The organism is Streptomyces sp. NBC_00203, from assembly GCF_045206325.1.
Classification (GTDB): Bacteria; Actinomycetota; Actinomycetes; order Streptomycetales; family Streptomycetaceae; genus Streptomyces; species Streptomyces lutosisoli.
The window spans coordinates 7,597,566-7,611,313 of record NZ_CP108126.1; the positions used below are offsets into that span (position 1 = coordinate 7,597,566).

Here is a 13,748-nt window from a genome sequence, read left to right on the forward strand (position 1 = left end):
GCACTCGTGGGTATGCCAAGGGCAAGTCGGCTTCCCGTTCGAAGGGTGAGAACTGCCGGACGCGAGGCCGTATTTACCGGCATTCTGATAGGGCTTGGGCGCACGCAGCGTGCAAGTGGTCTCAGGGATGGGGGCGTTCCAGTGGGCGGCAACGGCGGAAGCGGGACGACCGCGACTAGCACGGACAAGCGCCCCAATGAGCTGCTCGGCTCGTGGTTCGTGCGCAGCGGCTGGTCGAAGGGCGAGCTCGCACGGCAAGTGAACCGCCGGGCCCGCCAGTTGGGGGCCAACCACATCTCCACGGACACCTCGCGGGTGCGCCGCTGGCTGGACGGGGAGAACCCGCGCGAGCCGATCCCGCGGATCCTGTCCGAGCTGTTCTCCGAGCGGTTCGGCTGTGTCGTCGCCGTCGAGGATCTCGGCCTGCGCGCCGCCCACCAGTCACCGTCCGTGTCCGGCGTCGACCTGCCCTGGACGGGCCCGCAGACCGTGGCGCTGATCAGCGAGTACTCGCGCAGCGACCTGATGCTGGCGCGCCGCGGCTTCCTCGGTACGTCTTTGGCCCTCTCCGCGGGCCCGTCCCTCATCGAGCCCATGCAGCGCTGGCTCGTGCCGTCGCCCCCGGCGCCCCATGAGGAGCCCGAGTCCCCGGCCGCCGCGCGCCGGCCCGGCCGGCTCTCCAAGCCCGAGCTGGACCTCCTGGAGTCCACCACGGTGATGTTCCGGCAGTGGGACGCCCAGTGCGGCGGCGGTCTGCGCCGCAAGGCGGTCGTCGGGCAACTGCACGAAGTGACGGACCTGCTCCAGGAGCCGCAGCCCGCCGCGACCAACAAACGCCTCTTCAAGGTCGCCGCCGAGCTGGCCGAGCTCGCGGGCTGGATGAGCTACGACGTGGGACTCCAGCCCACCGCGCAGAAGTACTTCGTGCTCGCCCTGCACGCCGCCAAGGAAGCGGGCGACAAGCCGCTCGGCTCGTACGTCCTGTCCAGCATGAGCCGCCAGATGATCCACCTCGGGCGCCCCGACGACGCCCTGGAACTCATCCACCTCGCGCAGTACGGAAGCCGCGACTGCGCGAGCCCGCGCACCCAGTCGATGCTGTATGCGATGGAGGCCCGCGCCTACGCCAACATGGGCCAGCCCGGAAAGTGCAAGCGAGCCGTCCGGATGGCCGAGGACACCTTCGCCGACGTACACGAGTGGGACGACCCGGACCCCGACTGGATCCGCTTCTTCTCGAGGGCCGAGCTGTACGGCGAGAACTCACACTCCTACCGCGACCTGGCCTATGTCGCCGGCCGGAGCCCCACATACGCCTCCATGGCCGAGCCCCTGATGCAGGAGGCCGTAGACCTCTTCGGCAAGGACACGGAACACCAGCGTTCGTACGCACTCAACCTCATCGGCATGGCCACCGTGCACCTCCTCCAGCGCGAGCCCGAGCGGAGTGCGGTCCTGGCCAAGGAGGCGATGACGATCGCCAAGAAGGTGCGCTCCGAGCGCGTGAACACTCGTATCCGAAAGACGGTCGACACGGCGGCCCGCGACTTCGGTGACCTCGCCGAGGTCATCGACCTCACCGACCAGCTCCTGGTCGACCTGCCCGAGACCGCCGAAGCGGTCTGACCCCGGCTGCTCAAGCGGCCCCCGCCCAGTACCCCGGCCACGGCCGGCCGTCCCGAACTGCCCGACTCGGCTCCCCCATGCCAGGTCATCGGACGACCGACCGTGGCCGGTTTCATTGCCTTCGAAGAAGGTTGCGCCACGATAACGATCGCCCGGCCCGGTATCAGGCAGTTCATGGACGCGTAACACGCAAGGCGCCTTCGTCACTGCGGCGAAACATCGAGGGGCTTCGACGGAAACCGCGCTGCGCCAATCTCATGGCGCATAACCGGCCCACCCCTCACGCCCACTCAGGCTTCGCCCGCACGGGGCCGTACCAACGACGAGGAGACGCCGATGGCACCAGCCATCACCCTTGCCGCAGAGGCACCCAAGCTGTCTGCCGCCAACACAGGGTTCATGCTCATCTGTTCCGCCCTGGTGCTCATCATGACGCCCGGTCTCGCCTTCTTCTACGGAGGCATGGTCCGCGTCAAGAGCACTCTCAACATGCTGATGATGAGCTTCATCAGCATGGGGATCATCACCATCCTGTGGGTGCTGTACGGCTTCTCCCTCGCCTTCGGCACCGACCACGGCTCGATCATCGGCTGGACGTCGGACTGGGTCGGCCTCAGCAACATCGGTCTGACCGAGCTGTGGCCCGGGTACACCATCCCGGTCTTCGTCTTCATGGTCTTCCAGCTGATGTTCGCCATCATCACGCCCGCACTGATAAGCGGCGCCCTCGCGGACCGCGTGAAGTTCACGGCGTGGTCGCTGTTCATCGCGCTGTGGGCCACGGTCGTCTACTTCCCGGTCGCCCACTGGGTCTGGGGCACCGGCGGCTGGGCCTTCGACCTCGGCGTGATCGACTTCGCGGGTGGTACGGCGGTCCACATCAACGCGGGTGCCGCGGCGCTCGGTGTGATCCTCGTCATCGGTAAGCGCGTCGGTTTCAAGAAGGACCCGATGCGCCCGCACAGCCTCCCGCTGGTCATGCTCGGCTGCGGTCTGCTGTGGTTCGGCTGGTTCGGCTTCAACGCCGGCTCGTGGCTCGGCAACGACGACGGTGTCGGCGCGCTGATGTTCGTCAACACGCAGATCGCCACCGCCGCTGCGATGCTCGCCTGGCTCGCCTACGAGAAGATCCGCCACGGCGCGTTCACCACCCTGGGCGCCGCCTCTGGCGCGGTCGCCGGTCTGGTCGCCATCACCCCGTCCGGTGGTGCGGTCTCCCCGCTCGGCGCGATCGCCGTCGGTGTCATCGCCGGTGTCGTGTGCGCCATGGCCGTCGGCCTGAAGTACAAGTTCGGCTACGACGACTCCCTCGACGTCGTCGGCGTCCACCTCGTCGGCGGTGTCATCGGCTCCCTGCTCATCGGCTTCTTCGCCAGCGGCAAGGGCCAGTCGACCGCGACGGGCGTCTTCTACGGCGACCACTCGTTCGACCAGCTGTGGAAGCAGTGCGCCGGTGTCTTCGCCGTCCTCGCCTACTCCCTCGTCGCCTCCGCGATCCTCGCCTTCCTGATCGACAAGACGATCGGTATGCGGGTCACCGAGGACGAGGAGATCGCGGGCATCGACCAGGCGGAGCACGCCGAGACCGCATACGACTTCAGCGGCGCCGGCGGCGGCGCGGCCCGCAGCGCCGGCCCGGCCCTCGCGGACGCTGAGACGAAGAAGGTGGACGCATGAAGCTCATCACCGCCGTCGTGAAGCCCCACCGGCTCGACGAGATCAAGGAGGCCCTGCAGGCCTTCGGGGTACACGGTCTGACGGTCACCGAGGCCAGCGGCTACGGTCGGCAGCGGGGACACACCGAGGTCTACCGTGGGGCTGAGTACACGGTCGACCTGGTCCCCAAGATCCGCATCGAGGTGCTGGCCGAGGACGACGACGCCGAACAGCTGATCGACGTCGTGGTGAAGGCGGCCCGCACCGGCAAGATCGGTGACGGCAAGGTGTGGTCCATCCCGGTCGAGACGGCTGTCCGGGTCCGGACCGGCGAGCGCGGCCCGGACGCGCTCTAACCGGACCCGCTCAAAAGAAGAAGAAAGACAGGAGTCGCTGGGTGACGAGTACGGACATGCGTACGGAAGCAGAGGACTCGGGACCCAGCGGCTACGCGGCGGCCCGGCTGCGCCTCCTCCAAGAGGGGGCGCGGTCCGGGCCGCCGCGCCGTGCTGCCCTCGCCGAACTGACCGACGACTGGCTGACCGGCCTGTTCACGGCCGGCTCCGAAGGGCTGCGCGGCGTCTCCCTCGTCGCCGTCGGCGGCTACGGCCGCGGTGAACTCTCCCCGCGCAGCGACCTCGACCTGCTGCTCCTGCACGACGGCAGCGACTCCGGCGCGGTCGCGGCCCTCGCCGACCGCATCTGGTACCCCGTCTGGGACCTTGGCCTGGCCCTCGACCACTCCGTCCGTACGCCCACCGAGGCCCGCAAGACCGCGGGCGAGGACCTCAAGGTGCAGCTCGGCCTGCTGGACGCCCGGCACCTCGCGGGCGACCTCGGCCTCACCGCCGGATTGCGTACGGCCGTCCTCGCCGACTGGCGCAACCAGGCGCCGAAACGTCTCCCCGAACTCCAGGAGCTGTGCGCCGAGCGCGCCGAGCGCCAGGGCGAGCTGCAGTACCTCCTCGAGCCGGACCTGAAGGAGGCGCGCGGCGGGTTGCGCGACGCCACCGCCCTGCGCGCCGTCGCCGCCTCCTGGCTCGCGGACGCGCCCCGCGAGGGCCTCGCCGACGCGCGGCGACGTCTTCTGGACGTCCGTGACGCGCTGCATCTCACCACCGGACGAGCCACCGACCGTCTCTCGCTCCAGGAGCAGGACCAGGTCTCCGCGGAACTGGGTCTGCTGGACGCCGACACGCTGCTGCGCCAGGTGTACGAGGCAGCACGCGTCGTCTCGTACGCCAGTGATGTGACGTGGCGCGAGGTGGGGCGCGTGTTGCGTTCGCGCGCCGTGCGTCCGCGCCTGCGCGCCATGCTGGGCGGCGGCGCCAAGCCCGCCGCGGAGCGCTCACCGCTCGCCGAGGGCGTGGTCGAGATGGACGGCGAGGTAGTGCTCGCACGCGCCGCGCGCCCCGAGCGCGATCACGTACTCCCCCTCCGTGCCGCAGCCGCAGCGGCACAGGCGGGGCTCCCGCTGTCCCTGCACGCCGTACGGCGCATGGCCGCGGCCGCGCGCCCCCTGCCCACGCCCTGGCCCGCCGAGGCGCGCGAGCAGCTCGTCACGCTCCTGGGCTCGGGCCGCCCGACCATCGAGGTCTGGGAGGCGCTGGAGGCCGAGGGCCTGATCACCCGGCTGCTTCCCGACTGGGAGCGGGTGCGCTGCCGCCCGCAGCGCAACGCCGTGCACATCTGGACCGTCGACCGCCACCTCATCGAGACGGCCGTCCGCGCCTCCGAACTGACCCGCCGTGTCGGCCGCCCCGACCTCCTCCTCATCGCCTCCCTGCTGCACGACATCGGCAAGGGCTGGCCCGGCGACCACTCCGTCGCCGGCGAGATCATCGCGCGGGACGTGGCCGCCCGGATCGGCTTCGACCGCGCGGACGTGGCGGTGCTCGCCACCCTCGTACGCCACCATCTGCTGCTCATCGACACGGCGACCCGGCGCGACCTGGAGGACCCGGCCACCGTCCGCTCGGTCGCCGAGGCCGTCGGCTCGCAGGGCACCCTCGAACTGCTGCACGCGCTGACCGAAGCGGACGCGCTGGCCACCGGGCCCGCCGCCTGGTCCTCCTGGCGCGGCTCCCTCGTCGCCGACCTGGTCAAACGGGTCTCGGCCGTGCTCGCCGGGGACGCCCCCGAAGAGCCCGAGGACGCGGCGCCCACGGCCGAGCAGGAGCGGCTCGCGATCGAGGCGTTCCGGACCGGCGGACCCGTACTGGCGCTGCGCGCCCAGACCGAATCGGTCGACGCCGACGCCGGCCCCACGTCGGACGACCCCGAGCCGCTGGGCGTCGAGCTCCTCATCGCCGTGCCCGACCAGCCCGGCGTGCTCCCCGCGGTCGCGGGCGTCCTCGCGATGCACCGGCTGACCGTCCGCACCGCCGAGCTGCGCGCGCTCGACCTGCCCGACGGCGTCGAAGGATCGGTGCTGCTGCTCAACTGGCGGGTCGCCGCCGAGTACGGTTCCCTGCCGCAGGCCGCCCGGCTGCGCGCCGACCTGGTCCGCGCCCTCGACGGCTCGCTCGACATCACGGCCCGTCTCGCCGAACGGGACGCCGCCTACCCGCGCCGCCGCGGGACGATCGCGCCGCCGCCGCGTGTGACGGTCGCCTCGGCCGCCTCCCGCCACGCCACGGTCATCGAGGTCCGCGCCCACGACGCCCCCGGCCTGCTGCACCGCATCGGGCGGGCCCTGGAGGACGCGAACGTCCGGGTGCGCAGCATGCACGTCTCCACGCTCGGCGCGAACGCCGTGGACGCCTTCTACGTGACGGGCACGAAGGGTGCGCCCCTGCCGGGGGAGGAGGCGGCCTCCGTGGCGCGTGCGCTGGAGGAGACGCTGAGGGCGTGAGCCCCCGGCGCGTACGGGATCGCGGGCGCCTCGCGTACGGGATCCAAAGCGCCCCGCGTACGGGATTCGGCGTGCGCCCCCAGCCTGTTGCCGGGGCTTCTCCCGGTCTCGTACGAACGCGGTGGAGACCCCACCGCACCCGGCCAGATACCCTGGAGGGCGATTCCCTTCGCCCCCGACCCCTGAGGACCGACGAGCGCCGTGTTCGATACTCTCTCCGATCGCCTCTCAGCCACGTTCAAGAACCTGCGGGGCAAGGGCCGGCTGTCCGAAGCTGACATCGACGCCACCGCACGCGAGATCCGTATCGCGCTCCTCGAAGCCGACGTGGCCCTGCCGGTCGTGCGGACCTTCATCAAGAACGTCAAGGAGCGCGCGCTCGGTTCGGACGTCTCCAAGGCGCTGAACCCGGCCCAGCAAGTCCTGAAGATCGTCAACGACGAGCTCGTCACGATCCTCGGCGGCGAGACCCGCCGCCTCAGGTTCGCCAAGAACCCGCCCACCGTGATCATGCTCGCGGGTCTCCAGGGTGCCGGTAAGACCACGCTCGCCGGAAAGCTCGGCAAGTGGCTCAAGGACCAGGGCCACTCGCCGCTGCTGGTCGCCGCGGACCTCCAGCGCCCGAACGCCGTGAACCAGCTCAGCGTCGTCGCCGAGCGCGCCGGCGTGGCCGTCTACGCCCCCGAGCCGGGCAACGGCGTCGGCGACCCGGTCAAGGTCGCCAAGGACTCCATGGAGTTCGCGAAGACCAAGGTCCACGACATCGTGATCGTGGACACCGCCGGCCGCCTGGGCATCGACCAGGAGATGATGCAGCAGGCCGCGGACATCCGCGACGTCATCTCCCCGGACGAGATCCTCTTCGTCGTCGACGCGATGATCGGCCAGGACGCGGTCAACACCGCCGAGGCCTTCCGCGACGGCGTCGGTTTCGACGGCGTGGTGCTCTCCAAGCTCGACGGTGACGCCCGTGGTGGTGCGGCCCTGTCGATCGCCTCGGTCACCGGCAAGCCGATCATGTTCGCGTCGAACGGTGAGAAGCTCGACGACTTCGACGCCTTCCACCCGGACCGGATGGCCTCCCGCATCCTCGACATGGGTGACCTGCTCACCCTGATCGAGCAGGCGGAGAAGACGTTCAGCCAAGAAGAGGCCGAGAAGATGGCCTCCAAGCTGGCGTCCAAGAAGGGCCAGGACTTCACCCTGGACGACTTCCTGGCCCAGATGGAGCAGGTCCGGAAGATGGGCAGCATCAGCAAGCTGCTCGGCATGCTCCCGGGCATGGGCCAGATCAAGGACCAGATCAACAACCTGGACGAGCGGGACGTCGACCGTACGGCCGCGATCATCAAGTCGATGACCCCGGCCGAGCGCCAGGACGCGACGATCATCAACGGTTCGCGCCGCGCCCGTATCGCCAAGGGCTCCGGCGTCGAGGTCAGCGCCGTCAAGGGCCTGGTCGAGCGCTTCTTCGAGGCCCGCAAGATGATGTCCCGCATGGCCCAGGGCGGCGGAATGCCGGGGATGCCCGGGATGCCGGGCATGGGCGGCGGCCCCGGCCGCACCAAGAAGAAGGTCAAGCAGGCCAAGGGCAAGCAGCGCTCCGGCAACCCGATGAAGCGCAAGCAGCAGGAGATCGAAGAGGCCCAGCGCCGCGAGGCCGGCGCCCAGGGCGGCAACGCCTTCGGCCTGCCGCAGCAGGGCGGCCAGGACTTCGAGCTGCCGGACGAGTTCAAGAAGTTCATGGGCTGACGGTTCTTCTCGTACAGGACCGCGTTCCCGTACGTCACTGATGGCGTCGTACGTCGTTGGGGGCGCCCCTCGCCGGAGGGGCGCCCCCAACGCGTTCTGTGCGGGTGCTGGTGTGCGTTTCATGTCGTAACGTCCGAATATGAGCAACCCTGCGCCGCCACGCAAGGACCCGGACCAGCCGTGGCGTACCGAGGGCACTCCGCCCGAGCCGACATCGCCGCCTTCCGGCAGGCGGAGGATGCCCGGCGGCTGGTGGAGTCTGGCTGTCGCCGCCCTGATCGTGTTCCTCATCGCGAACCTGGTGCTGTCCTTCTACAACGAGGGCAACGAGCCGACGATCTCCTACACGGAGTTCAGCAAGCAGGTCGACGCCGGCAACGTCACCAAGATCTACTCCAAGGGTGACGCCATCCAGGGCCAGCTCAAGAGCGCCCAGGAGAAACCGGATGGCGACGGGAAGTACACCAAGTTCAAGACCCAGCGTCCGTCCTTCGCGGACGACAAGCTCTGGGAGAACCTGGACAAGCACAACGTCACGGTGACTGCCTCACCCGTGGTCCAGCAGCGCAGCACCCTCTACAACGTGCTGCTCTCGCTCGCCCCGATGCTTCTGCTGGTCGTCCTGTGGGTCTTCATCGCCCGGCGGATGCGTACGGGGCTCGGCGGCGCGGGCGGCATGCTCGGCCGCAAGGCGCCGCCGAAGCCGGTCGAACTGGTGCCGGGCGGCAAGCGCACGACCTTCGCGGACGTGGCCGGGATCGACGAGGTCGCGGGCGAACTGAACGACGTCGTGGACTTCCTCAAGAACCCGGACGCCTACCGCAGGATGGGTGCGAAGATGCCGCGCGGCGTGCTCCTGTCGGGCCCGCCCGGCACGGGAAAGACGCTGCTCGCGCGGGCGGTCGCGGGCGAGGCGGGCGTGCCGTTCTTCTCGGCCTCCGCCTCCGAGTTCATCGAGATGATCGTGGGCGTCGGCGCGTCCCGGGTCCGTGAGCTCTTCGCCGAGGCCCGCAAGGTGGCCCCCTCCATCATCTTCATCGACGAGATCGACACGATCGGGCGGGCCAGGGGCGGCGGCGCCGGCATGGGCGGCCACGACGAGCGCGAGCAGACGCTGAACCAGATCCTGACCGAGATGGACGGCTTCTCGGGCTCGGAGGGCGTGATCGTCATCGCGGCGACCAACCGGGCCGACGTCCTGGACCCCGCACTCACCCGCCCCGGCCGCTTCGACCGTGTCGTCAGTGTCTCGCCGCCCGACCGAGGCGGCCGCGAGGCGATCCTGGAGATCCACACCCGCGAAATTCCGCTGTCCTCCGGAGTGGACCTCGCGCAGGTGGCCCGTACGACTCCCGGCATGACCGGTGCGGAACTCGCCAACCTCGCCAACGAGGCCGCCCTCCTCGCCGTCAAGCGCAAGCAGGAGCAGGTGACGCAGACGGACCTCTCCGAGGCGCTGGAAAAGGTGCAGCTGGGCGCCGAACGCTCCCTGGTCATGCCCGAGGACGAACGCCGCCGCACGGCCTACCACGAGAGCGGTCACGCCCTCCTCGGCATGCTGCAGCCGGGCGCCGACCCGGTCCGCAAGATCACCATCGTGCCGCGCGGGCGTGCCCTCGGCGTCACGCTCTCCACCCCGGACGCGGACCGGTACGCGTACACGGAGGAGTACCTTCGCGGGCGCATCATCGGCGCCCTGGGAGGCATGGCCGCCGAGCACGTCGTCTACGCGGTCGTCACGACCGGTTCCGAGAACGACCTTGAACAGGTCACCAACATCGTGCGCGGCATGGTCGCCCGCTGGGGCATGAGCGAACGCGTCGGCCGGCTTTCGGCTCTGCCCAGCGATGCGCAGCAGGCCTACGGGCTTTCCGCCGCTCCGGCGACGCTCGACTCGATCGACCACGAGATGCGGCGCATCGTCGACGAGTGCTACGAGGAGGCCTGCGAGAAGCTCCGCGAACATCGGGGGCAGCTGGACGCCCTGGCGGAGGCGCTGCTGGCGAACGAGACGCTGGACGAAGCGGACGCGTACCGGATCGCGGGCGTCAAACGGTCGCCGTAGAGAGGTTCCTCGCCCCCGCCGCCCCTACCCGTCCCATCCTTCTGGGGCTCCGCCCCAGACCCCGTGGGTTGTGTTTCGTCTGCGGGCCGGTGGGGGCTTGTCGCGCAGTTCCCCGCGCCCCTTTTAGGGGCGCGGGGAACTGCGCAATCTTTTAGGGGGGTCTGGGGGCGCAGCCCCCAGGGATGGGACGGGTAGGGGCGGCGGGGGCGAGAATCGCTCGGGGGTTCAGCGGGTGCGGGCGATCAGGTAGCGGAAGATGTTGGGCATCCACACGGTCCCGTCCCGCCGCAGATGGGGATGGAGCGCCTCCCGGAGTTCCTTGTCGACCTGGGCCTCATCCGTGGCGTCGACCGCCGGGTCGAAGAAACCCGTCGACAACAAGCCTCGCACCGCACTGTCGACATCGGCGTACCCGAACGGACAAGCGACCCGCCCCGACCCGTCAGGGCGGAGTCCGGCCCGGTGGGCGACCTCCTCCAGGTCGTCACGGCGGGCGGCCCGCCAACTCCCCGCCCCCCGCAGCGGATCCGCCAACTTGGTGGCGACCCGCAACACGGCGGACGTGGCGCAACGTTCGGGCGGCCCCCACCCGACCAGCACGACAGGCGCGCCCCGCTCGGCCAGCGGAGCAGCCGCGTCAAGGAGTTCCGCGAGCCGGTCCGAGTCCCGGGCCACACAGCCGATCGGCTCGAACGCGGTCACCAGGTTGTACGCCGGCGCCCCCGCGACGGCCACATCCGCGGGGGACCCGTCCACGAGCCGGGTGTCCGCACGCGCACGCGTGCCCCACGTGGCCGGCAGCAACCGTTCCCGCGCGAGGGCCAGCCGCTCGGGCGCGGAGGAGTCGACACCGGTGACCGCCGCACCACGTGCGGCCGCCATCAGGAGGGCGAGCCCCGACCCGCAGCCGAGGCCGAGCAGCCGCGTCCCGCCGCCCACTTCGAGTCGCTCGTAGACGGCCTCGTGGAGCGGTACCAGCATCCGCTCCTGGATCTCGGCCCAGTCACGCGCGCGTGCAGACTGATCCACCCGGGGCGCCGCCCCCGTGTGAGGTAGCTGCTGCCGCACGAGCGTAGGTGTCATCGAAAGCGCCCCAATCCGCCGAGAGTTGCCGCTGTGCCCCGTTTCCCTGGCCCCCGTGCAGTGCGTGCGCACTCCCCCCGTATGTCAGGAAACTCCGCGCTCGACGTGGCGTCCAGGGGTTGCGGCGCCCTGCTTGTGCGCTCCCTGTGCGCGCCGCGAAAATTCACATTCCGGCAACGTGGGCCCGTACGATCGCCGCATGGCAAAGGCACCCGTTCTCACGCCCCAGGCTGACGATTTCCCGCGCTGGTACCAGGACCTGATCAACAAGGCCGAGCTGGCCGACAACGGGCCGGTGCGCGGCACCATGGTCATCAGGCCGTACGGGTACGGGCTGTGGGAGCGGATGCAGCAGGAGATGGACGCCCGCATCAAGGAGGCAGGCGCCCAGAACGCGTACTTCCCGCTCTTCATCCCGCAGTCGTATCTGGCGAAGGAGGCCGAGCACGTCGAGGGCTTCGCCCCCGAGCTCGCGGTCGTCACGCACGGCGGCGGCAAGGAGCTGGAGGAGCCGGTCGTCGTCCGCCCCACCTCCGAGATGATCATCAACGCCTCCTTCTCCAAGTGGGTGCAGAGCTACCGCGATCTGCCGCTGCTGATCAACCAGTGGGCGAACGTGGTCCGTTGGGAGATGCGCCCGCGCGTGTTCCTCCGTACGACGGAATTCCTCTGGCAGGAGGGCCACACCGCCCACGCCACGTACGAGGACGCCCGGGACTACGCCGCGTACATCCACAAGGAGGTGTACGAGGACTTCATGGTGAACGTCCTCGGCATTGACGTGGTGCTCGGCCGCAAGACCCCGAGCGAGCGGTTCGCCGGCGCCATCAACACCCTCACGCTCGAAGGCATGATGGGCGACGGCAAGGCCCTCCAGATGGGCACCAGCCACGAGCTCGGGCAGAACTTCGCCAAGGCCTTCCACACCCAGTACCTGTCCAAGGACGGCAAGCAGGAGCTCGTCTGGCAGACCTCCTGGGGGACGTCGACCCGCATGGTGGGTGGCCTGATCATGTCGCACGGCGATGACAATGGGTTGCGGGTGCCACCCCGGCTCGCCCCCGTACAGGCCGTGGTCCTCGCGATCAAGGGCGACGATGCGGTTCTGGCCAAGGTCCGCGAAATCGGCGATCAACTGAAGGCGGCGGGTGTACGGGTCCAGGTGGACGACCGCACGGACACCCCCTTCGGGCGCCGCGCCGTCGACTGGGAGCTCAAGGGCGTACCCGTACGCATCGAGGTCGGCCCCCGTGACCTGGAGAACGGCACCGCGATGCTCGCCCGCCGCATCCCCGGGGGCAAGGAGCCCGTCGCCATCGACACTCTGGCCGGACTGCTTCCCACTGTCCTCGAAGAGGACCAGGCGCTGCTTCTGAAGCAGTCGCGCGAGCGCCGCGAGTCCCGTACGTCGGACGTGTCGACGATCGAGGAGGCCGTCGAGGCGGCCACCGCCGGCGGCTGGGCACGCCTTCCCTGGGCCGACCTCGGCGAAGAGGGCGAGGCCAAGCTGGCCGAGCACTCCGTGACCGTACGGTGTCTGGTCGCCGAGGACGGGTCGGTACCCGACGCCGACGACGCACCCGGTAACGTCGCCGTCGTCGCGCGCGCTTACTGAGTAGGCCTCAGCGCGGCCGAAACGCCTCTTGCGCATCTGATGACCACAGGTGCCCCGGCGTGCGGACATCGTCTACGCGCCGGGGCGTACGTGTCCCTACGTACCGCCTTGGTATGAGCTGTGAGGCTTCTCCGCAGATCAGCGCACCCGCCCTCGTCAGGACGCATCAGCGGCAACTGACGGGTACGTGCAAATTATTTGGGATGCCCCGGAATAGGAACACAGAGGCACCCCGGCTCGTTGTCATTACGTGAGCACGACACCACCTGTTCTCGCCGCAGAGCTGGCAGGGGCGTGGGCCGACATTCAGCGGCACCACCCCGAACTGCCCGATCTTGCCGCGCCAGAGTCCCTGATCGGAGAGTCGTCGTCCGCCTGCGGGCACGAACTCTCTTTCGAGCGACTGCTTCATGAAGCAGTCCACGGCATCGCCGCCGCCCGCGGAGTCCGCGACACCTCGCGCGCCGGCCGCTATCACAACCGCAGATTCCTCGCGATCGCCGAGGAGCTGGGCCTCGACCACCCCGAGGAGCCGCATCCCAGCAGTGGCTTCTCCCTGGTCACGCTCAACCCCGAGGCGAAGCGGCGCTATCGCCCGACCATCGAGCGGCTGCAGCGCGCGTTGAAGGCCCACTCGGCCGCCACCGCCGCCGACACCGCCCGCTCCTTCCGCGGTCCGGCCGCGCGCCACGGCTCCTCCGGAGGAGGCGTCCGCGTCAAGGCCGTCTGCGACTGCGGGCGCAATGTCCGCGTCGTGCCGTCGGTCCTGGCGCAGGCGCCGATCGTGTGTGGGGGGTGCGGAAAGCCGTTCCGAATCCCCGAGGTCGTCGGCGCGGGCGCGAGCTGAGAGTACGGCTGCTCGTGGCAGCCGTACTCAGCGGCACCTTGTGAGCGCCGGGCGGCGCGACGGACGCCCGGGGGCCGGCGCCGGGTGCTCATGAGGCATGGGCGGGCGCACTCTGCCGGGTGAAGGCGACCCGCCAGGATGTGGCACAATGGCTAGCTGTACTCGACAGCCGCATAGGACCCCTCTCTCCTCCGGCTGACGCGTCCATCGGGCACTCGGGTACCGCAACCCCACGCGGCCATCTCGCCGT

Annotated in this window: 9 protein-coding genes; 8 read left to right on the top strand and 1 reads right to left on the bottom strand. The window is 70.0% G+C overall.

The window, feature by feature from the left end:
• Positions 1-141: 141 nt before the first annotated feature.
• The 6 genes from OG975_RS34020 (at position 142) to ftsH (ending at position 9,953) form a co-directional block, all read left to right on the top strand.
• The gene (locus OG975_RS34020) at positions 142-1,626 is read left to right on the top strand and encodes a hypothetical protein (protein WP_406333122.1); all 1,485 of its coding nucleotides are present in this window, start codon (positions 142-144) and stop codon (positions 1,624-1,626) included.
• A 336-nt stretch (positions 1,627-1,962) separates the two neighbouring features.
• Positions 1,963-3,303 carry an ammonium transporter gene (locus OG975_RS34025; protein WP_327432021.1) on the top strand — a complete coding sequence of 447 codons (1,341 nt, stop codon included), beginning with the start codon at positions 1,963-1,965 and terminating at the stop codon, positions 3,301-3,303.
• Positions 3,300-3,638: a P-II family nitrogen regulator gene (locus OG975_RS34030; protein WP_054235369.1), complete on the top strand. Its 339-nt coding sequence runs from the start codon at positions 3,300-3,302 to the stop codon at positions 3,636-3,638. Before OG975_RS34025 ends, OG975_RS34030 begins: the two co-directional genes overlap by 4 nt.
• Before the next feature lie 41 nt (positions 3,639-3,679).
• Positions 3,680-6,136 (top strand): [protein-PII] uridylyltransferase, encoded by a 2,457-nt coding sequence (locus tag OG975_RS34035; protein ID WP_406333124.1) that lies wholly within the window; start codon positions 3,680-3,682, stop codon positions 6,134-6,136.
• A 201-nt stretch (positions 6,137-6,337) separates the two neighbouring features.
• A complete protein-coding gene (gene ffh / locus OG975_RS34040) occupies positions 6,338-7,888 on the top strand; it encodes a signal recognition particle protein (protein ID WP_406333125.1) in 1,551 nt (516 codons plus the stop codon).
• Positions 7,889-8,027: 139 nt separating this feature from the next.
• Positions 8,028-9,953 carry an ATP-dependent zinc metalloprotease FtsH gene (gene ftsH, locus OG975_RS34045; RefSeq protein ID WP_406333126.1) on the top strand — a complete coding sequence of 642 codons (1,926 nt, stop codon included), beginning with the start codon at positions 8,028-8,030 and terminating at the stop codon, positions 9,951-9,953.
• 225 nt (positions 9,954-10,178) lie between these two features.
• Here the strand turns inward: ftsH and OG975_RS34050 are convergent, their stop codons facing one another.
• Positions 10,179-11,036 carry an SAM-dependent methyltransferase gene (locus OG975_RS34050; RefSeq protein WP_406333127.1) on the bottom strand — a complete coding sequence of 286 codons (858 nt, stop codon included), beginning with the start codon at positions 11,034-11,036 and terminating at the stop codon, positions 10,179-10,181.
• Between the two features lie 199 nt (positions 11,037-11,235).
• Here OG975_RS34050 and proS point away from each other — a divergent pair, with 199 nt between their 5' ends.
• Together proS and OG975_RS34060 are read left to right on the top strand one after the other, a co-directional pair.
• Positions 11,236-12,651 carry a proline--tRNA ligase gene (gene proS / locus OG975_RS34055; protein ID WP_406333128.1) on the top strand — a complete coding sequence of 472 codons (1,416 nt, stop codon included), beginning with the start codon at positions 11,236-11,238 and terminating at the stop codon, positions 12,649-12,651.
• 250 nt (positions 12,652-12,901) lie between these two features.
• The gene (locus OG975_RS34060) at positions 12,902-13,498 is read left to right on the top strand and encodes a hypothetical protein (protein WP_327432027.1); all 597 of its coding nucleotides are present in this window, start codon (positions 12,902-12,904) and stop codon (positions 13,496-13,498) included.
• Positions 13,499-13,748: the final 250 nt, after the last annotated feature.